The sequence below is a fragment of the Sphingomonas sp. Leaf339 genome, from assembly GCF_001426195.1.
Taxonomy (GTDB): domain Bacteria; phylum Pseudomonadota; class Alphaproteobacteria; order Sphingomonadales; family Sphingomonadaceae; genus Sphingomonas.
This window is the reverse complement of the sequence record NZ_LMRS01000012.1, coordinates 656,547-681,034: the sequence shown is the minus strand read 5'-3', so window position 1 is coordinate 681,034 and position 24,488 is coordinate 656,547. Positions and strand designations below refer to the sequence as shown.

Genomic DNA, 24,488 nt, shown 5'->3' with positions numbered 1-24,488 from the left:
GCTCGCCCCTTATCCGAATCGTTGTCATCCTACGACAGCAGGTCGTTTGAGGAAGGAGCGAAGGTCATGGACGTATCGGTTCTGGGAATTGATCTAGGGCAAGAACAGCTGCAGCGTGGTTGGGCTTGATGCAACCGGCAAGGTCGTCGTCCGCCGACGGATGCGCCGCGACACGGTCATCACATACGCCGCAGGCCTGCCGGCTTGCGTTGTGGCGATGGAGGCCTGCTGCGGAGCTCATCACATGGGACGGGCGCTGGCACGACAAGGCCATGCCGTTCGGCTGATGTCGCCGGAATATGTCCGTCCATACGTTAAGGCGCAGAAGAACGACGACCGCGACGCTGAGGCGATCGCGGAAGCGGCAACACGGCCGACCATGCGGTTCGTCGAGTTGAAAACCGAGGAACAACTCGACATGCAAACGCTGCATCGCATCCGTGACCAGCTTGTCGGTGATCGGACCTCGCTAATGAACCAGATCAGGAGTCTCCTTCTGGAGCGCGGCTACATCGTCCCGCAAGGGCGCGCAAAGCTTGCCGTCCGGCTGGGTGAGATGCTCGATGGTGACGAGCCAGTGCTGGGCTCTCGTATCCACCGGCTCGTCAGGGATATGCGTTTGCGCTGGATTGCCCTTGATGACCGGATCGCAGATCTCAATGCCGAGTTTACCGAGGCTGCCCGCTCGGATGAGCGAACGCGGCGCCTCCTGACTATTCCTGGCATCGGCGCGCTGAACGCGACGGCGCTGGTAGCTGCAGTTGGCGATGCTCGAACTTTCGGACGCGGCAGGGATCTTGCCGCCTGGCTTGGGCTCGTGCCCCGTCAAGCGACGACCGGGGGTAAACCGCGGTTGCTCGGCATCACCAAGCGCGGAAGCCGCTATCTGCGGAAAAACCTGATCCAGGGTGCCCGCGCATCACTGCCCACGATGAGCAAGAGCGACACACGACTTGGCGCCTGGCTGCGCGGCCTTTTGTCACGTTCCCATCACAACACCGTCGTGGTGGCGCTGGCAGCCAAGATGGCGCGCATCGTCTGGGCGCTGCTGCGTCATGAGCGCACCTACGATCCAGCCGCACAGGCGGCGTGAATGAGATCAGCCGATGCACCTTGCACCGGCTGGATGATGTCTGCGGGAGGTAAGTGAAAGATGGCCTGACAGTCGACCGGTGACCTGGAACCCTATGGCTTAAAATGGCACTCGATGCCGGCCCCTTTATGAGGACCAGGACGCGCGGATCTCCATCTTGGCCAACGACCTCGCGTCGAAAGGCCGGATACGTTTTCGCAGACTGCTCAGAATATTAGACACAAACCGCTTGCCGACGGGGCGAGCCATACGTTTNTTGGCCAACGACCTCGCGTCGAAAGGCCGGATACGTTTTCGCAGACTGCTCAGAATATTAGACACAAACCGCTTGCCGACGGGGCGAGCCATACGTTTAACCCGCAGGCTCGATGCCGTGCGGTGCGCCTTCAGGTAGAGCCTGCCCCGGCGAAGGCCGGGGTCGCGTCGATCATGACGGTCGTCAGCACGGCATTGCCCGCAGCTAGCCCCTCCATCATGCGCGTGAACACGCCTCGCTCGCYCCAGCGCTTCCACCGGTTATACAGCGTCTTGTGGGGACCATAGACGCTGGGCGCATCTCGCCAGCGCAGCCCGTTGCGGTTGACGAAGACGATGCCGCTCAGCACCCGCCCGTCATCCACCCGAGGCTTGCCATGGCTCTTTGGGAAGAACGGCCGCAGCCGCTCGATCTGCTCGTCCGTCAGCCAAAACAGGTCGCTCATCCCGGTCTCCTCACGGAGCCTGAATCAGATCGCGACGCTCACATCAATGGGTCCTGACCCTANCAGCCGCTCGATCTGCTCGTCCGTCAGCCAAAACAGGTCGCTCATCCCGGTCTCCTCACGGAGCCTGAATCAGATCGCGACGCTCACATCAATGGGTCCTGACCCTAGGATGCAGTGTTGGGTGCTTAGGCTCCTAAGCGTCCTTGAACCAGTCGGCATCACGGCCGTAGTCGCCGTTCAGCCACTGCGTCTTGAGCAGGTCGCCGAGCAATGTTATCGCGAGTGGGTAGTCGCTGAACGGCCCGGCGGTCATGACGAAGTCCAAGAGCAGCTCGCCTACATCACTACGGCGCGTGGCTCGATGTTCACCCCAACTTTCGTGCCAATGATCAGACGGACGAAATCTTCTTTGTAACCCGCAGGCTCTATGCCGCGGTGTGCCTTCGAACAAGTCGCGCTGACTATGGCAGTTCTTGGTTCGGCATCCGCGGATGCCAGCCCCTCCATCATGCGTGGGAAGACACGTCGTTCGCTCCATCGCTTCCGCTTGTCGGACAGCGCCTTGTGCGGACTAAGCACACGGGGCGCCACGCCAACGGAGCCCGTTCCCGTTTACGACAATGATGCCGCTCAGAACCCGTCGGTAGGCAACTTGAGGCTTGCCATGGCTCTTGGGAGAGCACGGTTGCAGACGCGCGGTCTACTCGTCCGGCAGCAAATAGAGGTGGCGCATCCGTCGTATCCTCGCAGAGCCTGAATAAGATTGCGCCCTGCAACTCAACAGGTGCCGAACCCTAGTCAGCACGGCACGCATTCGACGCCCGGGATATGGCAGTGCAAGCCGGACCGGGCACGGGCTAACGAGTGTATCTGCCAGACCCGTAGCACGGTCACTCACCTCGTTCTTACGTCTGGTCTATTTCGCGTGGCTTCGCTTTTCGAAAGCAAGAGCAGCAACGGTCAGAACGAACAGTCGAGGCGAGGGGCTGATCGCGGAGCGAACTAACAGAATGTGCAAAAACCATTTGCCTGCTCAGGCAATGGTTGCCAAGGCAACCACTATGGGATTTTACGACGACTCGGGGTTCTCACCGGATTGCTCGATCGGCTATCTTGTCCGTCGCACTCATCAACTGGGTAGTGCGCAACTTGAGAGCATCTTTGCGAATGAAGGGCTGACGGCGATGCAGTGGCAGGCGTTGGCCGCCATCTGGTACGGTCGCGGCAATACTGCGGCTGAATTGGCCCGAGACCTTGGACACGACAAGGGTGCGATGACGCGTCTGGTGGATGCGATGGAGCTGCAAGGCTGGATCACGCGCGAACGAACGGCGGGGGATCGTCGCTGCGTCAATCTTGCATTGACGTCTACGGGAGAAGCGGTGGCGCTCCGTTGCAAGCAGGAAGTGCTGGCGCGCTGGAACGATTGGCTGGCCGACTGGGACCCGCCGGAGGTGGCGACGATGATCGGGCTCTTGCAGAAATTGCGCGATACGTTGGCCAAGAAGGCCGCATGATGCGCGTCCTTCGCTTCGCTCCGTTCGTCGCGATGTTGCTCGCGGGGTGTGCAATCCCTGCAACGCGCCAGGCGATCACCCCAGTGGAGCCGGCTGCTCTTGGCCTGACCGGTGCGCCAGCACCGCTGATGGCGGCGGACTGGTGGCATGGTTTTGGCGATCCGCAACTCGACCGGCTGGTGGCCGACGCCACCAGCGGCAATCCTTCACTGTCTGCCGCGCTTGCGCGGGTGGCGCAGGCTCAGGCGGTGTTGTCGCAACGCCGCGCGGAAGACGGCCCCGATCTGACGTTCGATGGGCAGGGTCAAGTCAGCCGCCTCAGCGGCGAATACATCATCCCGCCGCCCTATGGCGGATCGGTTCGGTTTGTCGGCACGGCGCTTGCGAACCTGACCTGGAACCTTGACCTCTTCGGAAGGCAACACGCGGCCATCGCTGGCGCGCGGTCATCCGCCCGCGCTGCGGTGCTCGATCTTCAGGCGGCTCGGCTAGCATTGGCTGGATCGGTAGTGCAGACCTATCTCGATCTTGCTCGCGCAGAGGCGCAGGCGCGGATCGCGGTCGATACGATCGCCACTCGCTCGCGCTCGGTGAAATTGATCGACGCTCGTATCCGCAACCGGCTTGCCAGTAATCTGGACGCGCAGGGCGCAGCTACCCTGCTGGCTCAGGCGCGACAGGCGCTGATCAGGGCGCAAGCGGCGCAGGTGCTTGCGCGCAATGCGCTGGCAGCATTGGCGGGTAGGGGCGTTGACTATCCCGCTTCGATCGCACCGACCGGTCTCATGCTCGACGCAGCATTGCCGCTGCCGGTAACAGTGCCAGCCGATCTGCTGTCGCGCCGCGCCGATATTGCAGCCGCGCAGGCCCGGATCGAGGTGGCAGCGGCCGGGCGTCTGGTCGCGCGCCGCGCGTTCTATCCTAATATCAATCTGTCCGCCGCTGCAGGACTTCAGGCGATCGGACTAGGTAACCTCTTTTCGGCGGATGCCGGTAATGCTGCCGTCGGACCGGCGATCCATCTGCCGATCTTCGATAACGGTCGGCTCCGCGCCGATCTGGCCGGCGCCACTGCAGCCGTCGATCTGGCTACCGCTGATTATAACGATCGGGTGATCGGCTCTGTCCGACAAGCGGCGGATGCCATCGCCCGCATCGGTGCGCTGGAACAGGACCGCGTCCGCCAGCGCGAGGTCGTTAGAGGTTTTGCTGAAACCGGGCGGCTTAACGCAATCCGCGTATCCAGCGGTCTCGATAGCCGACTTGGCCTGATCGACAACGATGTCCGCCAACTGGCCGCTGCGCAGGACGACGCCAATCTGGCAGTGGATGCAGCGCAGGCTCGTGTGGCGCTCGTCCTCGCGCTCGGCGGTGGCTTCTCACAGGACACGACCCGATGACTGATACGTCCGCTCCCGCAACCCCGCCCGTTTCGGTGCATGGTCCTGCTGTCTTGCCGACATCGGGGAATCCGCGCGCTCGTCGCCGCGGCCTGATGCTGCTCGGTGTGGCGATCCTGATCGGTGCGATCATATGGTTCGTTTTCCACGTCTTGATGGCTAGTCCTGAAGAGGAAACCGATGACGCATATGTGGCTGGCGACGTGGTTGCTATCACCGCGCGCGACCCGGGAACGGTCCTGTCGATTCATGCAGACAATACGCAGTCGGTGAAGGCCGGGCAGTCGTTGATTGAACTCGACGCCGCTACCGCGGATGTCGGCCTCGCTTCCGCCGAGGCTGATCTGGCACGGGCGGTGCGCGCGACCCGTTCCGAGTTTTCCAAGGTCGATTCCGCCGGCGCCGAGATCGTTCAGGCCCAAACCCAGCTTGCCCGCGCCCGCAGCGATTACGCTCGCCGCCAAGGTGCCGCGGCTGAGGGGGCCGTGTCTGGCGAAGAACTGAGCCACGCCGCCGACGAGGTTCGCGTGGCCGTCGCGAACCTCGACCTAGCTCGTACCCGTCAGCAGCAATCCCGCACGGGAGTTCAAGGCACTACGATCGAAACCAATCCCGCCGTCCTCGCCGCGATCGCCGCCTATCGCCGTGCCGCAATTGTACGCGGGCATATGAATATCACCGCCCCGATCGACGGCGTCGTCGCGCAGCGTACCGTCCAGCTTGGTCAGCAGGTTGCAGCCGGTACGCCGTTGATGGCGGTAGTTCCGCTCGATCGCGTCTGGGTTGATGCTAACTTCCGTGAAACGCAGCTTCGGAACCTGCGCATCGGCCAGCGGGCGACGATCCACGCAGACATGTACGGCGACGATGTGCTGTTCCACGGCCGGGTGGCTGGTCTGGGGGCAGGGAGTGGTAACGCCTTCGCGCTGCTGCCGCCGCAGAATGCCAGCGGCAACTGGATCAAGATCACGCAGCGCGTGCCCGTCCGCATCGTGCTCGATCCGCGCGAACTGAAGGCGAACCCCCTGCGCGTTGGCCTATCGGTCGCCGCGACGGTGGACACCGCTGATACCTCTGGCCCGCGGGTCGGACAGCCGGCCCGCGCCGCCTATGCTGGCCTGAACACTGCCGCAAACGATCCCGCGGTCGAGGCACGCATCCGTCAGATACTCGCGACCAACCGCTGATGGCCGGTCCTCCCGCCGGTGGTGAAGCACCGCCGCTCCAGGGCGGGGCGCTGGCTCTCGTCGCCTTTGCTTTGGCGCTCGGCACCTTCATGCAGGTGCTGGATGGTACGATTGCCAACGTCTCGCTGCCGACGATCGCCGGCAATCTCGGCGTATCGAGCGACAATTCGACATGGATCGTCACCGCGTTCGCCGTCGCGAATGGTGTCGCCGTGCCGTTGACCGGCTGGTTGATGGGCCGGTTCGGCGTGGTGCGGACGTTTTGCACCTCCGTTTTTCTGTTCACGATCGCGTCGCTCCTGTGCGGCATTGCCTGGAATCTGCCGTCACTGATCGGCTTCCGCATTCTTCAGGGCGCCGTGTCCGGACCGATGATCCCCGGCAGCCAGGCATTGCTGATCGCGATCTTCCCACCCGAAAAGCGCGGAACCGCGCTCGGCATTTGGTCGATGACGACGCTGGTCGCCCCAATCATGGGGCCAATCCTTGGCGGGTATATCAGCGATAATTATCATTGGAGCTGGATTTTCCTCATCAACGTGCCGTTCGGCCTGTTTTGTGCGGCCACCTGTTGGAGAGGGCTGAAATCGCGAGAGACGCCGACCCGTAAGCTGCCGATCGATCAGGTCGGCCTGATCGCCCTCGTGGTGTGGGTCGGGGCGCTGCAGATCGTTCTCGATCTCGGCAAGAATGACGACTGGTTTGCGTCCGACCGCATTGTCGTCGCCAGCGTCTTCGCCGCAATTGGATTCGTATTCTGGCTGATCTGGGAGCTTACCGACGCCAATCCGGCGGTAAACCTGTCGCTGTTCAAGAGCCGGAACTTTGCGATTGGTACGATCGCCTTTTGCCTTGGCTATGCGGTGTTCTTCGCCAACACGCTGCTGCTCCCGTTATGGTTGCAGACACAGATGGGCTACACCGCGACGTGGGCGGGCCTGGTCGCCGCACCGTCCGGAGCCGTGGCCGTGCTGCTGACCCCGTTCGTAGCTAAGTTCAGTGGACGGGTCGATGCGCGGATCATGGCGACGATCGCATTCGCGGCGTTTGGTCTGTCCTACTATCTTCGTTCCGGCTACACGACGGGGGCCAGTTTCCGGGATCTGATGCTGCCCTTATTGGTGCAGGGGATCGCAATGAGTACGTTCTTTCTGGCGATGCTCACCATCTCGCTGGATCGCATCCCGGCAGAGCGTCTGCCATCCGCCACGGGCATATCCAACTTTGCGCGCATCACCGCCGGCAGTTTCGCTGCGTCGCTTATCACGACGGCGTGGGATCGCCGTGAGGCTCTGCATCAAAGCCGGCTGTCTGACGCGGTCGGGAACGGCACGCCCTATCAAATGGCGTCTGGGGCGATCGGGAGGTTGGGGCTGACCGATGTACAGTCAGCGGCGGTCGTGACGCGGCAGATGGTGGGACAAGCATATCTGCTCGCATCAACCGACCTGTTTCGGCTCTCAGCCTGGCTGTGCCTCATCATGGTCGTGGTCGTGTGGTTCACCCGGCGGGCGTCACCGCCACAGGGGCCGGTTGCCGCGGACTGACGTGCGAAGCGTCAGCGACGTGGATTTCGGCAATTCATGGCGTCTAAAATGCAAAAGGACTTTGAGCGCCCGCTTGACGCCATCACAATAGCGGTAGGCGCCACCACATTCGCGCTCTAGCTTTGCAGGCATGGCTCTTTTCCGCATCTTCGCGCTGATTGCATGTTTGTTCTCCAGCGCTGGCATGGCCGAATGCCGCATGGGTGCGCTTGACGCTCTTCCCGAGCGCGCAGAAATACATCTGCCGGTTACGCCTTTCCCGTTTCCCATGCCGCTGGTTATTCTGTTGCACGGCAGCACAAGCAGCGGCGTTGAGATGCTGCGCGATAGCCAGCTTGCCGATCTAGCCAATCGACACGGGTTCGTCGTTGCCGCTCCAGATGGTGGCATCACAGCGGGGCGTGGCTATGTCTGGAATATTCCCGGTGTGCAGACCGTTACCGGCGCGCTGCCCCCGAAAGGCGCGCGGAACGATGTCGCCTATCTCACTGGTTTTCTCGACCGTCTGGTCGCGACCGGATGTGTCGACGACAAGCGCATATATGCGACAGGACTGTCGGGTGGCGGGCGGATGGTCTCTTGGCTAGGGTGCGTCGCTTCGCGCCGCTTTGCCGCCATCGCGCCGGTTGTTGGATTGCGGGCCGGGCGTCCGCTGATGTCTGATCCTAAGCGAGCAGACCCGGCCACCTGCAAAGCTCGGGCTCCGCTGCCCGTGCTGGCTTTCTCTGGCGACGCCGATACTACCAATCCCATTGAGGGGGCGGGGCGCCGTATTGGCAATATTCGCAGACGGTGGCCTTGCAGCGCTGGGCGGCGTTGAACGGCTGCGTTGAGCCATATACTCGAAATATCGACGCAAGACTTTACGAACAGGGCTACGCGCATTGCCGTGGCGGTGTGACCGTCGCCGCGCGTGTCTTGCGCGGGGGGCCACATAGTTGGTCGGTCGTCGACAACGAGGTGATGTGGTCGTTTTTTTCGCAGAACCGGCGCTGAAAGGGCGCGCTAGGACCCGGTGATGTCGGGTTTCTGCGGCCTACGTGATGTGATCGCTTGGCTCGGGCGAACACAAAAGCGCATCGCGCACGCTGCGCGCCAGCAGCCGAATGTTAATTGGAATTGTATTTGTTGCACAGAAATTTCAGGGAACGATCCATCCTGCAATGGATTGCAATAAAATCTGGACAGATACCGTAACCGCTCGTAACCTCCCCTTGTCATGTCGGAAAACCGATCGGGCCTAAGTGCGAAGCGTCGGCAGTCGTCGTCGTTAACAAGCTAGGCTGATGGCGCGAGGATCGTAACAGGAGGGGATCTTGATGAAATTTTCGGTGAAAATTTGCTTGCTGACGACGGCGCTTGCCGGTGCGTCGCCCTTGATGGCACAGACCGAAACGACACCGACTGCGGGCGCGGTTCAGGGCACAGCCGGGCTGCCACCCCAGGAGCCAACATCGACCGCCGCAGAGCCAGGCCAGCCCGACCTGACCGGGCAGAACGCCACAACAGACGAAGCTGACATCGTCGTCACCGGTATTCGCGGCAGCCTCACATCGTCGGCACGAACGAAGCGTGACGCCAACCTGATCGTCGATAGCATTTCCGCAGAGGACGTCGGCAAATTTCCCGATGCCAACATCGCCGAATCCCTCCAGCGCATCACCGGCGTCGCGATCGACCGTTCGGGTGGCGAAGGCCAGTTCATCACGGTTCGCGGCTTGGGGCCGGAATTCAATACGGTACTGGTCAATGGCCGCGTGATGGCGACCGACAACCCCGGTCGAGAATTCTCGTTCGACGTCCTGTCATCCAACATGATCCAGCGCACCGACGTCTATAAGTCGAGCGTGCCGGAACTGCAGGAAGGTGGCATCGGCGCCACCGTCAATATCGTCACGGCTCGGCCGCTCGATGGCCGCAGCGGCTTCCACCTCGCTGCATCCGCCGGCGCAATCTACGACAAGCTGCGCGACAAGTTCAGCCCCGACCTGTCGGCCGTTACATCGCTAACCAACGATGCGAAGACGATCGGCATTGTGCTGTCGGGTTCATACACAAACCGCAAAAGCCAGCTCGATTACACCCAGACGGATGGCTGGCTGTACGGACAACAGAACGTCGTCAACGGTAATGCGAATTCGGTCGGCCTGACCCCGGCTGCGATCACGCAGACGTCGGCATTAGTTAACGTCCCGCAGAATTTGGCATTCGTGCGGCAACGCGACCGGCGGGAACGGATCAATGTGGCCGGCGCCGTGCAGGCGAAGCTGACCGATACGCTGTTGCTCACGGTGGATGGCATCTATTCGAAGTTCAATGTCTACACCAACCGCAACATCTTCGCGAATTTTTACTCCGCTCCTTATATCGGCCTGACTGTTGACGGTACGGGCACAGCGACAGGCTTCAACCGTCCGGGTACGCAGTTCTTGGCAAATAATCCCGCGCTGGCATCTAGCGTGTCGCTTTCGCAAAACGACAACATCGTCAATTTGAACGATCGGTTGACGCAGACGTATCAGTTCGGTGGCAACCTGAAGTGGAACCCGACCGACGACGCAGAAATCCGCTTCGATGCGTCAACTACGCGCGCAAAGCAGCGCAATCCGACCAATTTTGTGGTGGTCGGTTCGCTCGCTCAGTCCAGTCCACGGTTTGACTTGAACCCGGGCGACGATGTGCCGACCGCATCCAATTTCGGCAATATCACCGATCCAAGCCTGATGCGGGCGCACTACACCGGAGCCGAGGACAATCGCGTTCGCGACAAGGGATCGGAATTCCATCTCGACAGCGATTTCAAGATCCGGGACAGCATTCTGCAGGGAGTGAAGGTCGGATTTTCCTATTCGGAGCGCAACAAGTTGCGGCGCTTCCAGAACAACTCAGACGGCGGCTGCGCCTATTGCGGCTATGACATCCCGATGGATACGTCTTTGCTCAGCCCGTTTCAGCTGAATGACTTCTTGTCGGGGGCATCCGGCGCCCAGAATGCGCCGTCCGCCTTTATCACATACGATCCGAAGGCGGTCATTGCCTTCCTGTCCAATCCCACGAACTTGGCGCGTGCGCGGCAGGGGCGGACAGCAGCGCAGCAGGCAGCGGAAGCGGCCCGGTTGCTGGCATTGCCGGGCGGTCCGTTCGGCACGCGTGAAGATCTTGGCGCGCGGTCGGACGTCGAAGAGAAACTGCTCGCAGGTTACATCGCGATGCAGTTCGGTGGCGAGAATTGGAGCGGTAACGCCGGTGTGCGCGTGATCCGTACGCAGACCGTGTCACGCGGCTTCAATCAGCCGGTCACCAGCATCACGACGACACCGGGCGACGACACGCTGCAATATACGTACGGCCAGGTAACGCCGATCTCGGTCAGCAACAGTTATGTTAATGCGCTACCCTCGGCGAACGTCCGGTTTAATCTAACGCAGAAACTCCTCGCCCGCGCGGCGTTCTCGCAGATGATCACGCGACCAACACTGACCGATTTGGGGGTCAATAATAGCTTTGGTGGCCGTGTGTCGGTGCCGCTGTCGTCGGGAGGGAATCCAGCGCTCGCACCGTTCAAGTCGAATAACTACGATGTTTCGCTGGAATGGTATCTGAATTCGGTCAGCTATATCAGCGTGGGCGGCTTCTATAAGACGCTTAGCGATTTCCTGGAATTGCAAACCGTGCCGGTCCAAAGGTTCGGTCGGACGTTCCAGGATACGCGTACGCGCAACGGCCAGACGGGATACATCCGTGGTATCGAAGTAGGTGGTCAGTATGCGCTCGACTGGCTGCCAGGTTTCGCATCCGGTTTCGGCGTCGCGGGCAACTATACCTATGTCGAAAGCAAGGCCAAGCGTGACGTTTCACTGATTGATTATGATTGCGGCTATAACGGCCTGTCGCCGCATTCGGCCAATGGCAGCGTGTTCTATGAAAAATTCGGTATCTCTGCGCGCACTTCTTACAACTGGCGGTCGGACTATTTGCGGGCCTGCCGGTCGGATCAGTCGCGGCCGCGTAACCGTTCGGCTTATGGGCAGCTCGATTTCAATGTCGGGTATGATGTGACGCCAAACTTCCAGGTCTACGTTCAGGGCGTCAACGTGCTCAATCGTCGTATCCACGAATGGTCGGCGATCGAAGAGCGCTTCCTGCTGCTGCAGGAAACCGGTGCTCGTTACAATGTCGGCGTCCGGGCCAAGTTCTGATCTACAGATGCCGCCAGTCAGAGTGGCGGCATCATTCCTTCGGCAAGGAAGATGGCAATGCGGCGCACGTCGAGCATCAAACGCTGCCTAGCGGTTATCTTGCTATCCACGTCGGGGGTTACGCTCGCCTCGGCATCCTCGGCATCCCCGGCGCCGCAAGTGGCGGCAGCGGCTGATGCCCGGATAGGTACCGCGACAGTTGCCGATATTCCCGTCACGCTTCACGGCGATCTCGCCGGTTTCCGAATGAGAACGGCGATCCGCAGACTTGAGGACGGTGTCGAGGTTCTCACGATCAGCCTGTCCCGCAATTCACCGGCCCCTCCGCCGACCATCACGGTGCGTTGGTCCCTGCCGTCGGTCGACATGGCTGGCATGTGGACGCCGTCAGCATCGGCGGGGCGAGAGATAACCGCCGATTTCGATGCGGCCGTGGTGCCAGCCAGCCTTACGGGTAACGCTCCTGTCCTGACACTCTTCGGTCGCGGCGAGCAGAATCGGCTAACGATCGCGGTGTCGGACGCCTTGAATCCGCTGACACTGGCAGCCAAGCTGCGCGAGGAGGACGTTCGCGTTTACGGCACTGCGCGGATTATGGCTGAGCGTCATGACCCGGTTGCGACCTATAGCGTCGACCTTCGTTTCGATCGTCGGCCATTGCCGTTCTACGACAGTCTGCGAGACGTGGGCCAATGGTGGTCTCGCCAGAAAGGCTATCAGCCCACGCTCATTCCCGCCGACGCCCGCGAACCGCTGGATTCGAGCTGGTACAGCTATCATCAGGACGTACCCGATACGTTGATGAAGGCCGAGGCGGACGCCGCGCGGGATCTCGGATTCAAAGTGCTGATCGTCGATGACGGTTGGCAAACGAACGATGGCAATCGCGGATATGCCTATGCCGGCGACTGGAAACCGGTTCGGTTGCGCAACATGCGCGGCTTCACCGACTACCTGCATGGTCGTGGGATGAAGGGTATGCTCTGGTTTTCGGTCCCGCTCGTTGGCGACCGGTCGGAAGCGTATGCGCGGTTCAAAGGCAAGTTCCTGCGTCACTGGGCCGAGCAATCGACGAACGTGCTTGATCCCCGATATCCCGAGGTTCGCGCCTATCTGGTGGAGACATTCCGCCGCGCAGTGGCCGAATGGGGATGGGATGGGCTGAAGCTCGATTTTATCGACATGCTCAAGAGCGACGACGCCACGGTGCTCACCGCCGCGGATGGCCGCGATTATGCATCGGTGTACGATGCCGTGGATCGACTGATGACCGACATCATGCATACATTGCGATCGGCCCGGCGCGACGTGCTGATTGAGTTTCGGCAACCTTATACGGGTCCGCTGATCCGCAAATACGGCAATATGTTGCGTGCCTCTGATGCGCCGAACACGTCGATCCTCAATCGACAGCGTATCGTCGATCTGCGCCTGTTGGCGGGATCGACGCCGGTCCACGCCGACCCGATCGTCTGGAACGCGGACGATCCCGTCGAACAGGCAGCGGTGCAGCTTTGGGATACGATGTTCGGTGTCCCGCAGGTATCTATGCGTCTCGCCGAGGTCGACGAAGACCATGCGATGATGCTCAAAAACTATCTGGACTATTGGCGCGCCAATCGCGGCGTGCTGATGGACGGCCGTTTCGCGCCCGAAGGCATCCGGGGCAACTATGATCTGATCCGCGCCACCGGACCGACCAAGCAGATCGTGGGACTTTACGCGCCGCGACTGGTCGACGTTGATTCTACGATGCCCATCGTCGAGATCGTCAATGCAACTGCGTCACCCCGGGTGCTAGTCAACATCGTCGGGCCGACGGCAAGCTATCGTATGATAAAGACCAACGCGGTCGGTCAATCATTACCACCGCAGACGATCCGTTTGGGTGCTGGCCCCCACATGCTGGACGTCCCCGTTTTGGGTCGGGTGTCGCTGACACGACACTAACTCCGCGGTCTGCAGGACACGGCAGTTCGCCAAGCACATCTGCCACTGGGTCAGGCGGTAACGCCGGCGGCTAAACTTGTCGTGATCGGCGCGACATTGGTTAGCGGTCTTCCAAGGCATGCTCGAACCAGCCTATGTCGGTGCGTACCAGCGGAGTTGGCATATCTGGTAGTCGGTGCCTTAGATATATAGCAGCGAAAGCAGCGGCTAAGGCCGTTATGATCGATACGATCTACCCGAACCTATCCCGCACGGCATTGAGCATGCTGGTTATGAAAGGGGCCTTGGACGACTGATCGGCAGTGCCAAATTTTAAGGCTTCGCTTGAGATTGTCGATGGGCTGCATGTCGTTAGCGAGGCGGACGGGCGGCCATTGAGCTTCTTCAGCGCCACTTAGTAGGCCAGCCGTCAGACTGGCGCCACGGCCTTGCCCGACGGACGGCCCGAAGGTGCAGTGGTTGTTGGTGATCGCGTTAAGGCGGAAGCGAAGCTTCGCATCCGGAAATCGCCCCCTAGACATGGTCCGGTCAGGTTATCGCGGACAGATCAATATCTGATCGTCTCACGGCCAACATAGCTTTGCCGAGAGCCAATATATCATTCGATCCAATCGCTCTGCTGTGCTGGCAATTGTTTAGGAGATTAGTAGTGGTCCCTGCCAGCCTGATTGATATAATGCTGAGACCTTTGAAAAGCTCGTTTCGCGGAAATCGGGCTGCCAGTCAGCATATCGCGGCATCCCGATCACAACATCGTAAGCTGTGAGATCGGCAACGCCACTAAAGTCGGCTTCGGCAAAGGTCATGATCGCATCGATCCCCAGCATGACGGCCCACTTTTTCAAGCACCTGCGGTGTGGGCCGTAGCCGATTACCGTAAGATGGTCGCCCAGTTTCCCGGCTAGGGCAAATGCCCGAATGGCGATTATGAAGGCTTTGCGATCTGAAACCATTCCCAGCGCTAGATAGCTGATCGGCAAATCTTCGCATCGTGCAGTTGGCCGGTCAAGGCAGTGGATTTGTATGACCTGCGACGGATAGGAGCATGGGATAGTCGGGTTAGACTACCCCGTTGATTCGGCAGTTGTTGATATTGCTCTGCGCGCAACGGTCGGTTGCGAAGGCGGTAATAACCGCTTCACGATGGCCCAAAGACGACGATGCGGGAAGAGTCCCGTCATCGGCACCCCTGCGCTTTTGCCTTGCTCGTCATCATAACAGGACGACGTCGCCGGAAGGCGACGCCACAGTCGATCAAGTCGGAGATTTATGCTGAGTTCAGGGCAGCGGATGGGAGGCAGGCGGGTCGTCGCCAGCCGAACAACACCCCGCCACGCTTCGGATCACTATGAGGGAGCCTCAAAACTTGCCTCTCACGCCAAATGAGATGGTCGTGCCGTTGAAAAACGAGTTGTCGCGTCGAGATTTGCCGTTACCGCTGGGCTGATCCGGGTTGTCGTAATACGTGTACACATTCGTATTCGTTAGATTGAGCGCATCGACTCGGAATTCGACATAGTCATTGAGCCGGAAACTAACCGTTCCATCAAGAAAGCCCTGCGGCGCCGTATAGGGGATTTGGTCATTGCCAGTGTTGACGTTGGATTGACCCGTCTTGGCACGGTAATTGTACGATCCGCGGATCGAGAGCGGTCCTTTCTCGTAGAAACCGGTAATACTGTACGAATAATCGGGCACCGTCTGGATCGACGTCCGCTTGCCCGACGCCAGCGAGACGAAATCGGCGCCCTGTTGGTCGATCAGCGTGAAGCTGCTGGTTACGCCCAGCCCATCGAAAGGTTTGGGCAGGAAAGTGAAGTTCTGTTGATACGCGACCTCCAGCCCCTTCAGCTTCAGCTGATTCTGGTTGATGATGATCGTACGGCGGATTTGGAAATCCGCCGGGATCACCCCGTTTGGGAAGCCCAACGATATTGCGTTGAAGACGCTCGCGGGAACGCCGAGCGAGCCGAAGGAGACGAAGTCTTGCACCGCAAATGGCTGATCGGTGATATCCTTTTTGAATACGCCTACGCTCAGCAGCGCACCTGGCGCAAAATACCATTCCGCAACCGCATCATACTGTGAAGCGAGCTGAGGCCGCAGATCGGGATTGCCGACGGTCACGTCTGCGTTGAACGGATTCGGGATCAGCGTGCTGCCGGCGATCGTCGACAGCGCATTCCGCGTTATCGTCTGGCCCGCCGACGCGCGCAGCGTGATGTTCTGGCGCACATCGAAGGCGAGGCTGGCTGACGGCAGCCAGTTGTCATACCCGCCGCGCCGGTTGGCTGGGTCGAAACCGCCGCGTCCATTAGCCACGAAGTTATCGACGACTGTCTTGGTATCTGAATAGCGCAATCCGGCATTGCCGCGTAGTTCGCTGCCCAACAGCGGCATCTTGAAATCGACCTCAAAGAATCCGGTCGATACCTGTTCTTCGGCCCGGAATGCGCCGTTCAGCTGTATCGGCGCTGCAATGTTTGATCCGTGCGCGTCAAGCGTGCCTTCGACAAAGCTGCGCGGGAACGTGGCGAACTGTGAAGGGAAACCGGAGTTGCCGCCATTGCGGAGCGGCCCAATAGGGATCGTCGAATTCATGTTCGCGAAGACGTCGATCGTGCGGAACGTCCCGCCGCCCGGCAGTGCCCGGCTGGCTGCAATATTACTGCCGTCGCGCCGCTGGATTTCCTTGACCGTCGAAACATAGCTGCCACCCAATCGAAGAGTGAACAACCGATCGTCTTCGTCAACCAGTCGCCAGTCGGCGAGCGCGCGAGCGGTTCGCTGTTTGTCGATCTCGTCGTCGCGGGTGAACCCCAACGTCGGTACCGTATAGTTTCGCGGGTTGGTGGGATCGGTCGTGGATGTGATTGTCGGGTAGGTGACGTTGCCGGTCGGATCGAACGTCGTCGTGGCGCCATATATGTTGCTCGCGATCCGGTTCCCTTCCTTATAGGCACGGCTGTCGCTCAGGTTGCCCTGCGCGGAAACCTTAAGCCGGTTGGTCACGTCATAAGCGGCGCGAACGATGCCGTATCGGAACTTGGTCTCGCTGGTTCGGTAGAGGCTTTCGGTTACGATATTGGTGTTGCCGAACGTGCCGTAGAGGTTGTTGTACTCGTCGAGCTGCACGCCTAGTGGGATGATGCCAGAATTGGTGCCGCGCCCCGGCAGGTCGGTCGTCGTCGCGGTCGTGCGGCTGTTACGCACCGCCACACCCCAAGTATATTCGTTGCCGATATCCTTCAGGTGCGAATAGATACCATCGACGCTGACGTCGAGGCGATCGCTCTTATACTGAAGCGAACCAACGAGTCCCAAGCGCTCGCGGTCGTTGTCCGACGCGAACACTCGGTAGAAACGTGGCAGAAGGCCGTTGTTGACCTGAGCAGCGGTCAGCCCGCCTAGATTGGCGCGCGGATTATTGGTATCCAACTGAAACTCGAACGGTCCGACCGGTGGCCGGGTTTGCCCTGCCGGCGTGCGGTACCCGCCCGATCCGATCACTGACGAGTTGTAGCCGCCGGTCGACTGAAACCCCGAGCGTTCGTTCACCGTGCGCGAATAGGCGACACCGAGCAGCGCGCCGAAGTTGCCGACCGTGTCGCTCAGTAGCAGCGAGCCACGCGGCCCCCACTGCTTCGACTGGGTATTGTAATTTGCCTGCGCTGTGTAACGGATCACGCGCCCCTTGCTGTCGAATGGTCGCGGCGTTTGGAGATCGACATTGCCGCCGATGCCACCTTCTTCCAGATTGGCGAGCGGGGTTTTGTAAACATCTACACGCCCGAACAGTTCGGAGGGGAACACATCGTAATTGAAGTTGCGTGACGATCCACCTGCGTCAAGCGAGGAGGTGGTACGCACCGGTGCCATGTTTATCGTGGTGACGGTAAAGTCCGACCCCAGCCCGCGGATGCTGATCCGTTGTCCTTCGTTCGACGCACCGTCGCGGCTCAGGATTACACCTGGGATGCGTTGCAGTGAATCGGCTACGTTCGCCTCGGGGAACTTGCCGATATCCTCGGCGACGATCGAATCGCGGACACCGACCGCTTCGCGTTTCAGTTCCAGGCCTTCCGCCAGACTGCGCCGAAAACCGGTGACGACGATGTCTTCTCCAGCCTCCTCGGTCGTAGGTCCAGACGAAGAACCGGTGGCTGTCGGCACATCCGTCTGCGGGGCGCGGGTGGCGGCGCTGTCGGGTGTCGTGCTCGGCGGCACCGCTCCTTGCGGCGACGATGTCGTCGGCTGCTCCGTCGTCGACTGGCTTGTGGCCGACTGCGCCGCAGCAGCCGTGCCCGTCAGCATGAACACCATCACGCCTGACGCGACCGCGCCTTTCAGGATCGACTTTTTCACAACATCCCCTCTCGTCCGCCATTTGTCTGGCCTGAATATGTTGTCATACATCTTATCATTCGAGTCAAGAAGATGCTCGAAGCAGAGACGCTGTATTTTACCGTCCTATTCGGCTCATCCTATTGGTCTTAATTGTATAGGTGCTCTGCGGGTTGACCTCCTGCTGTCGCAGATGCGGAGCGAATGCCACGTACAAAAAGCGACCCCCGAGTTCGAGACGATGCTGGATATTCTCGTGATCTGGTTCGATAACGCGTTGGTGTCGCTGGCAAATCGACCAAAGCTTAGCTCTCTAATGGGGTAATATATTAACGTCCCGGTGCCGGCGGCAAAGTTGGGTGTCGATCTTATCGCGCCGGACTGTTCGGTGAACGATGTGCCACCCGGCGGCAGGCTGTGTGCGTTCGTATCCAGCTGTGCGAAATCAACAACGCACCAGCGCGCCGATGTAGAAGGACCGGCCATTGTCAATCTCTTCACGTAGCAAACCGAAGCCGGGACCGAACATCCGCTGCGGACGAAAGTTGGTCAGGTTCTTGCCCTGTGCGACGATCGTCCATTGCCGGTCCAGCTTCAACCGCAACTGCGCGTCGAACAGGTCGCTGGTGGCGTAGCGCCGGTCCTGCAGCGGGTCGCTGGTCGATACCGAATAGAGGATCGGCGACAGATGATTCCACGCACCCTGCACAGTGACGGGGCCGGCGGTGTAGAACAGCTTGGCATTGGCGACGGTGTTCGAACTTTCGAACAGGCCCGACAGACGACGACGGGTAACACCATCGGACAGCGCTACCTGTGGAGCAGTCGGATCAAGCAGCGTCAGATTGGCGGAAAATCCGAAGCCCGCGAGCGGACCGGGCAGGAAACGCATCCGTGCCACCACCGCATTCAACTCGACGCCGCGAACGCGCGATCCACTGGCATTGACCGGTCGGATGCGGGTGACCAATTGCGACACGCCCTCGAAGATCTCGGTTGTCTGGTTCCGGGTCGTGATGATCTCGTCCGCGATATCTTTTTGGAAGGCACCTGCTGAAAACAGGATGTCGCGGTTCACGTAATATTCCAGGCTGAGATCGTAATTGTCCGATCGGCGTGGGCGTAATTCGGGATTACCGCTGACGATCGAAACGCCACCGTCCGGGTTGTTTGCCGTCACGCCGATATTGACGGTCTCGCGTGCGGCAAGATCGTCGTAGTTAGGTCGGCCGAGCGTACGGCTGAAGGCCGCGCGGAAGCGCAGGCGATCGCTGATATCCCAATCCGCCTGAGCGGACGGAAGCCAGTCACGATAATGCTGGCCCTGCTGGCCATAGACATAGGTCCCGCTGCGCAGGCGGTTCGAACCGGTCGTGAGCGTCGTCCCTTCGTAGCGGATTCCGGCGGATAGCCTGACGTTATCCGTCGCATAGCGTGCCATCGCATAGGCGGCGACGACGTCTTCGGTGAGGTTATAATCGGATTGCAGGCTGCCGCCCGCGTTGGCGGTGTTGGCTGCGAAGCTTGGCCGGCTGGCGTCGAAAGCGGCGCGGGCCTTCGTCGGATCGACCAGCAATACCGTCTGGCCGCGACCATTATATGGTGCGTAGCTTTCACTCGCCAGGACCGATGCCAGCAGCAGCGCTGATGCGGTGGTATTGCGATAATTGTCGACCTGAAAATCATAGCGGCGGTCCAGAAACCGGGCATAAGCTTCGGTCGCGATACCAAAGCCGCGATCCTTCCCGTCCATGTTGACGTCGAGATTGATCCGCGCAGTCAGTGCCTCTTCGCGATTATCGTCGCTGTTGGTTCCATATTCGAACTGACGGTAATTTGCGGCATTGGCGACGAAGCTCGGATTGGCGAAGTCAAAATAGGGGAAGCTGCCGGCGGTGTAGCCGTAGCGATAGGCCAGGTTTGGCGTGTTGGGGATGCGATATGTGGCCAGCCGGGCAGCCTGACGATAGGTCGCGATCGCATAATTCAGACCAAAATCCAAACGCACGGCATCGCCCGGCGTCAGTTCGCCGTTGAAGTCGGCATACCGCATCCGACGGGTTTGATAGAAACTGGAAAGATCGGCCTGGGCATTGGCGTTGCTGACATTGCCGCTGGTCGCGGTGACATTGCTGAAATTGGTGTAGCGGTTGGTCGCCGTGGTGACCGCCGTGTTTGCGATGACGATGTTCGATTGCCGCTCCTCGTCGTTGATATGGCGGAAATCGGCCAGGGTCACCGCTGCCTTGAAGATCCGGTGATCGTCGAATTCCAGTTTACCGAACACGCCGTAACGCTGACGGACGTTGTCGTAATGCAGCCAGCGCCGGCGATCAGGCGCGGCGAAGGCGTTGGATACATCGCTGGCCGGAGAGAGCAGCCGCCCGCCGGTCGTGGGGTCAAAGTATAGATAATTGTCGGTTGCTGAGTTGAGCGACGCGGAATCTCGCCGGAAGTAGCTGCCCGACACGACCGCACCGAATTTGTGATCCGGACCGAAGGTGGTGGAGGCGACCAGTTCGGCCTGGCCCGAGGGTGCGCGATTACCGCGGGTTCGTTTGAAATCCCACTGCCCGATATCGAACCGGCCGCCAACGAATGGCTCGCCTTTACCATCGAAAGCACTGCGCGTGCGCAAGTTGGCGATGCCGCCGATGGCATTGCCGTTCATCGCCACAGTGACAGATTTGTACACCTCTACACGGGAGGCGAGCGACGAGGGGATGATATCGAGCGAAACGTTGCGCCGCCCGATCTCGTTCGCGGGCAACGTCACACCGTCGATCTGCACCAGATTGTAATCGGCGTTGAGGCCGCGGATCGACAGGAATTGCGCCTCGCCGCGCCCGTTGTTCTGGATGGTCGATACGCCCGGCACACGCTGCAACGCTTCGCCGAGCCCAAAGTCGGGCAGAGTGCCGATCTCGTCGGCACTGATGCTGTCGGAAATAACCGAAATCTGACGTTTCGCCTCGATCTCGCGCACAGCTTGAAGCCGCGCGCCGGTGACAACGATGTCCTGCCCATCGGCCGTTTTGGCGGTTTCGGGGACTGATTGCGTCGCGGGAACCGGAGCCAGCTGCGCCTGCAGCCCAGCGGGCAGGGCAGTGGAAAGCAGCAGCGCGCTGCGCCAGGTAACAGGTGTCATCATTTCCCCCCTAAAAGTCCTACATCAACCGTGCTGGATCATTTATGCACTTAAGGTGACATAGTTATGACGATGGTTTAGACGATTGGCAATCGTCACAGAAGGATCGGTAAATGTCGTTGTTTGTCAGCTTGATCGTTGCCGCCGTTGCTGTGCCAGTCGCGGTCGAACCGCAGGATCGCCTCTATGCCTGTGGTGACGATCAGGTTCGCGAATATCGAATCGATGGAACGCGCGCGGTAGAGGTATGGCGCTGGACCGCTACTGAGGCGCAAAACTTGCCGGTCGCGTACCGGACCAAACTTCTAAGCCATATCGATGATTGCAAGGCGGTCGATGGCGGTCGCGCGATCTTGGTTACCGCATCGACGGGGGGTGTCGTGCTGATTGAGCGTGCGACGGGCAAGGTGACGTTCCGTGCGACTGCGCCCATGGCACATTCGGCAGACCTGTTGCCGGGCGGCCTGATCGCGGTGGCGCTGTCGATCCAAAAGGACGGCGATCGACTGACGGTATATGATCGGCAGCGGAGCGAAATGCCTCTGCTTCATTTGCCTTTGCCGTCAGGACATGGTGCGGTTTGGGACGATGATCGATACCGGCTGTTCGTCCTGTCGCATGACTTGATCCAGGCGTTTCGCATTCCCGGTTCGCGGTCTGCGCCTGCGCTGATCGAAACCGCGCGCTGGTCGCTGCCGGGACGGCGGGACGGCCACGATCTGTCGCGGCGACCTGACGGCCGTTTTCTCGTTACTACCGACGACGGGGTATGGACGTTCGATCCCCAGGTTGGAGCATTCACAGCGTTCCCCGCCCTCAACCCGAAACTGCGCGTCAAGGCGGTTAGCATGACGAGCGGTAAACCGGACGGTATAGGGCGAAGGCGTCTTGCTTGGGTGCAGGCGGAGGAGAGTTGGTGGGCAACGGGCTTTACGATCGTGCGCGCCGATGGAAGCGACGCGGTACGCATACCAGTGGATGCCCTGCACCTGTACAAGGTACGTTGGATCAACTGACACGTGCCAACGGCATACTGGACATGCGGAACTGGCGGCGCGCGTGGATCGCCTACTTCATCGCCCATACCGGCAAGAGCCTGTTGTGGACGGCGAGTGATCTGCTGACATTGTATCTGCTGGTGTCCGTCTATGCTGTCGATCCGATCGTTGCGGGCGCCCTGTTCCTTGCGGGGCTCGCCGCAAACGCCACGGCCGATCTGGCAGTCGGCATCTGGTTGGGGCGGCATCCGCATCATGCCGCACGACTGGCGGGCGTAGCGCTGGCGCTTTCGGCTACGAGCTTTCCGGCGACCGTGCTGATGGCGCCGCACGGGCCTTGGGTGCTGCTCGCGGCGACGCTGATATTCCGCATTACCTATGCCGGCTGCGACGTGCCGCATAATGCGCTGCTTACCCGGCTCGGCTCCGATCCGGCGCGGGCCACGTGGCTGGCGCGGGGACGGACAATCGGCACCGCTCTTGCTTCGTTACTAGCAGCTTGGGGAGCGAACAGCGGTGCCAACGCGATAGCGCCGCCGTTGTACAGTATCGCGTTTGCGGCGCTGGTCGTCGGATCGGCGATGGTACCGTTGCTCGCGGCGTTTCCACTCGATCCCGAGCGACATAGGCGAGCGAGATCTGTCGGATTGCCGCTGCCGTTCCTTGCCGCCAGCGTGATCGGCATCGTCGCGCTTGGTGCACTGGCGAAGGCAGCATTGCATTTGCCCACCTTGACCGCGCCGGCCAGTGGTGCGACGATTCTTGCGTTGGTCATCGCCGGGCGCACCCTGTCGGCGCTCATTCCGATCCGCATCGGATCGATCCGCTCAGGGCTGCTGATCCTAGCCGGTGCCTATGGCGCCGCAGCGACACTGGCTGCCGGGTTCGCGTTCGGCAGCCCGTCGGCAATGCTAGTGCTGCTTGGCTTTGCGCTGGGTACGACCAACCTGATCGGCTGGGCGCTGCTGCCTGCGCTGGCGGACGGGCCACGTGGTTATGGCCTTTACACGATGGCATCGAAGCTGGCGTTGGGCACCGCCGGGCTGGCGCTGGCGGGCGGACTGGGAAGGGTGCCTGCCTTCACATCCGACGGTTTCGCAACCTTTACCTGGATGGTCGCGGTGTCATGCCTGGTCGCCGCGTTGCTTGCGGGGCTGCGCTTGACTTCATTGGCCGCGCGCGGCTTTCCATCGTCATGAACGGTATCACCGCAGGCGAGTTTCCGACGCAATTTCTGCGTGAAGACGGTCGGCGAACGGCCACCGCTAACGAGCGAGTGGTGATAGATCTACTGTCGCGGAACGGCTCGGCAAGCCGGGCAGACCTGGCACGCTGGACTGGTCTGGCGCCACATTCGATCACACGGCTGGTCGAGCCGTTATTGGCACGAGGGCTGCTCAGCGAAAGCGCGCCTGTTGTCGCCGGGCGCGGTAAGCCTGCCACCAAGATATCGCTGGTTGGTGACGCGGCGTTTTCGATCGGATTATCCGTAATGACCGACACCGTATCGCTCGTATTGCTCGACCTTGCCGGCAACATCACTAACGCCTGTTCCGAACAACTATCACATACGACATTGCCTACCGCATGTGCGCAAATGCGGCGAATGATGGAAAGTGCTATCATAAACGCTAAACGGGACCCATCGACTCTGATAGGCATCGGCGTGGGTGTCACGGGCTATTTCATCGGAGACGGCGCGAAGCTCAATCCACCACTGCTGTTGGATTCCTTTGCTCTCGTTCCCCTCGACACGCTCCTGGCGAACGCGTTTGGCCAGAAGGTTTGGATAGACAACGACGGTAACGTTGCGGCGATCGGCGAGGCGATGCTGGGACACGGGCGTGAGGTCCGCGATTTTGCCTATCTGTATTTTTCGGCAGGATTCGGGGGCGGCGTCATTTCCAACGGACAAGTGCTGCGCGGACGTCACGGAAACGCGGGTGAGTTCGCCTCGATCCTGCCGTTCGGTTGGAAGCAACCTAATCTGGAGGCGTTGCGACTAGGGTTCTCGGCTGCCGGGGTCGATTATCCCGATCTCCACGCGATGCTCGGTGAGTTCGATCCCGACCATGCGGCGGTCGATGCATGGCTTGACGCCAGCATGCCCTCGCTCGATCTGGTCGCCTCCTCCATTTCAGCGACTCTCGATCCGGAAGCGATTGTTTTGGGGGGGCGGTTGCCGCAGCAACTCGCGCAGCGAATGGTTGATCGGATCACCCTCACTAATCCAGAGCGGCGAGGTTATCATCGTCCTTGCGCGCGGATCGTCGCTTCGATGATCGATGGTGATGCGACCGCGATCGGCGCTGCCACTTTGCCGCTGAAGGCTGCCTTCTTCCCGGGTCTGGACAGTTCGAGCGGTAGTGGAGTTGGCGACGGAGATGGCTCGTAACGAGTT

The 24,488-nt window shown here is 60.5% G+C and carries 13 protein-coding genes and 2 pseudogenes; 11 read left to right on the top strand and 4 right to left on the bottom strand.

The features are described 5' to 3' along the window. Positions 1-66 precede the first annotated feature (66 nt). Positions 67-1,093, top strand: a pseudogene (locus ASG67_RS09885) (IS110 family transposase). A 339-nt stretch (positions 1,094-1,432) separates the two neighbouring features. Here the strand turns inward: ASG67_RS09885 and ASG67_RS09880 are convergent. Next, positions 1,433-1,794 (bottom strand): annotated as a pseudogene (locus tag ASG67_RS09880) (transposase); the annotation flags it as partial. Between the two features lie 1,064 nt (positions 1,795-2,858). On the opposite strand from ASG67_RS09880, the gene ASG67_RS09875 reads away from it, so the two are divergent. The 7 genes from ASG67_RS09875 to ASG67_RS09850 all read left to right on the top strand — a co-directional run bounded on the left by ASG67_RS09875 (position 2,859) and on the right by ASG67_RS09850 (position 13,597). Continuing rightward, positions 2,859-3,314 carry a MarR family winged helix-turn-helix transcriptional regulator gene (locus tag ASG67_RS09875; RefSeq protein WP_056529275.1) on the top strand — a complete coding sequence of 152 codons (456 nt, stop codon included), beginning with the start codon at positions 2,859-2,861 and terminating at the stop codon, positions 3,312-3,314. Continuing rightward, entirely contained in the window at positions 3,311-4,714 is a 1,404-nt protein-coding gene (locus tag ASG67_RS09870; protein ID WP_056528972.1) for an efflux transporter outer membrane subunit, read from the top strand. The genes ASG67_RS09875 and ASG67_RS09870 overlap by 4 nt, the downstream gene beginning before the upstream one ends. Beyond that, positions 4,711-5,901: an efflux RND transporter periplasmic adaptor subunit gene (locus ASG67_RS09865; protein WP_056528969.1), complete on the top strand. Its 1,191-nt coding sequence runs from the start codon at positions 4,711-4,713 to the stop codon at positions 5,899-5,901. The genes ASG67_RS09870 and ASG67_RS09865 overlap by 4 nt, the downstream gene beginning before the upstream one ends. Then, positions 5,901-7,448, top strand: coding sequence for a DHA2 family efflux MFS transporter permease subunit (locus ASG67_RS09860; protein WP_056528965.1), 1,548 nt, complete (start codon positions 5,901-5,903; stop codon positions 7,446-7,448). Before ASG67_RS09865 ends, ASG67_RS09860 begins: the two co-directional genes overlap by 1 nt. Positions 7,449-7,578: 130 nt before the next feature. After that, a complete protein-coding gene (locus ASG67_RS18300) occupies positions 7,579-8,268 on the top strand; it encodes an alpha/beta hydrolase family esterase (RefSeq protein WP_235535140.1) in 690 nt (229 codons plus the stop codon). Between the two features lie 499 nt (positions 8,269-8,767). Then, a complete protein-coding gene (locus ASG67_RS09855) occupies positions 8,768-11,647 on the top strand; it encodes a TonB-dependent receptor (RefSeq protein ID WP_056528962.1) in 2,880 nt (959 codons plus the stop codon). Between the two features lie 339 nt (positions 11,648-11,986). Further along, complete coding sequence (locus tag ASG67_RS09850) at positions 11,987-13,597, top strand: glycoside hydrolase family 36 protein (protein ID WP_162244340.1); 1,611 nt, start codon at positions 11,987-11,989, stop codon at positions 13,595-13,597. A gap of 635 nt (positions 13,598-14,232) precedes the next feature. Here the strand turns inward: ASG67_RS09850 and ASG67_RS09845 are convergent. The 3 genes from ASG67_RS09845 to ASG67_RS09835 all read right to left on the bottom strand — a co-directional run bounded on the left by ASG67_RS09845 (position 14,233) and on the right by ASG67_RS09835 (position 21,089). Then, complete coding sequence (locus ASG67_RS09845) at positions 14,233-14,577, bottom strand: hypothetical protein (protein WP_156460726.1); 345 nt, start codon at positions 14,575-14,577, stop codon at positions 14,233-14,235. 379 nt (positions 14,578-14,956) lie between these two features. Then, positions 14,957-17,962 (bottom strand): TonB-dependent receptor, encoded by a 3,006-nt coding sequence (locus tag ASG67_RS09840; protein WP_235535139.1) that lies wholly within the window; start codon positions 17,960-17,962, stop codon positions 14,957-14,959. Between the two features lie 424 nt (positions 17,963-18,386). Then, entirely contained in the window at positions 18,387-21,089 is a 2,703-nt protein-coding gene (locus tag ASG67_RS09835; protein WP_162244339.1) for a TonB-dependent receptor, read from the bottom strand. A gap of 113 nt (positions 21,090-21,202) precedes the next feature. On the opposite strand from ASG67_RS09835, the gene ASG67_RS09830 reads away from it, so the two are divergent. Genes ASG67_RS09830 through ASG67_RS09820 form a run of 3 tightly spaced genes read left to right on the top strand, consistent with a single transcriptional unit; the run spans position 21,203 to position 24,482 of the window. Further along, positions 21,203-22,105, top strand: coding sequence for a DUF6528 family protein (locus ASG67_RS09830; RefSeq protein ID WP_056528950.1), 903 nt, complete (start codon positions 21,203-21,205; stop codon positions 22,103-22,105). Positions 22,106-22,128: 23 nt separating this feature from the next. Further along, positions 22,129-23,286, top strand: a complete 1,158-nt coding sequence (locus tag ASG67_RS09825; RefSeq protein WP_156460725.1) for a hypothetical protein — start codon at positions 22,129-22,131, stop codon at positions 23,284-23,286. Then, positions 23,283-24,482, top strand: coding sequence for an ROK family transcriptional regulator (locus tag ASG67_RS09820; RefSeq protein ID WP_056528944.1), 1,200 nt, complete (start codon positions 23,283-23,285; stop codon positions 24,480-24,482). The genes ASG67_RS09825 and ASG67_RS09820 overlap by 4 nt, the downstream gene beginning before the upstream one ends. Positions 24,483-24,488 lie beyond the last annotated feature (6 nt).

What these genes read in the sequence shown, in the direction of transcription:
- ASG67_RS09875 (WP_056529275.1), top strand. Translation starts at nt 2,859, where the DNA reads ATGGGATTTTACGACGACTCGGGGTTCTCACCGGATTGCTCGATCGGC.
- ASG67_RS09870 (WP_056528972.1), top strand. Translation starts at nt 3,311, where the DNA reads ATGATGCGCGTCCTTCGCTTCGCTCCGTTCGTCGCGATGTTGCTCGCG.
- ASG67_RS09865 (WP_056528969.1), top strand. Translation starts at nt 4,711, where the DNA reads ATGACTGATACGTCCGCTCCCGCAACCCCGCCCGTTTCGGTGCATGGT.
- ASG67_RS09860 (WP_056528965.1), top strand. Translation starts at nt 5,901, where the DNA reads ATGGCCGGTCCTCCCGCCGGTGGTGAAGCACCGCCGCTCCAGGGCGGG.
- ASG67_RS18300 (WP_235535140.1), top strand. Translation starts at nt 7,579, where the DNA reads ATGGCTCTTTTCCGCATCTTCGCGCTGATTGCATGTTTGTTCTCCAGC.
- ASG67_RS09855 (WP_056528962.1), top strand. Translation starts at nt 8,768, where the DNA reads ATGAAATTTTCGGTGAAAATTTGCTTGCTGACGACGGCGCTTGCCGGT.
- ASG67_RS09835 (WP_162244339.1), bottom strand. Translation starts at nt 21,089, where the DNA reads ATGACACCTGTTACCTGGCGCAGCGCGCTGCTGCTTTCCACTGCCCTG.
- ASG67_RS09830 (WP_056528950.1), top strand. Translation starts at nt 21,203, where the DNA reads ATGTCGTTGTTTGTCAGCTTGATCGTTGCCGCCGTTGCTGTGCCAGTC.
- ASG67_RS09825 (WP_156460725.1), top strand. Translation starts at nt 22,129, where the DNA reads ATGCGGAACTGGCGGCGCGCGTGGATCGCCTACTTCATCGCCCATACC.
- ASG67_RS09820 (WP_056528944.1), top strand. Translation starts at nt 23,283, where the DNA reads ATGAACGGTATCACCGCAGGCGAGTTTCCGACGCAATTTCTGCGTGAA.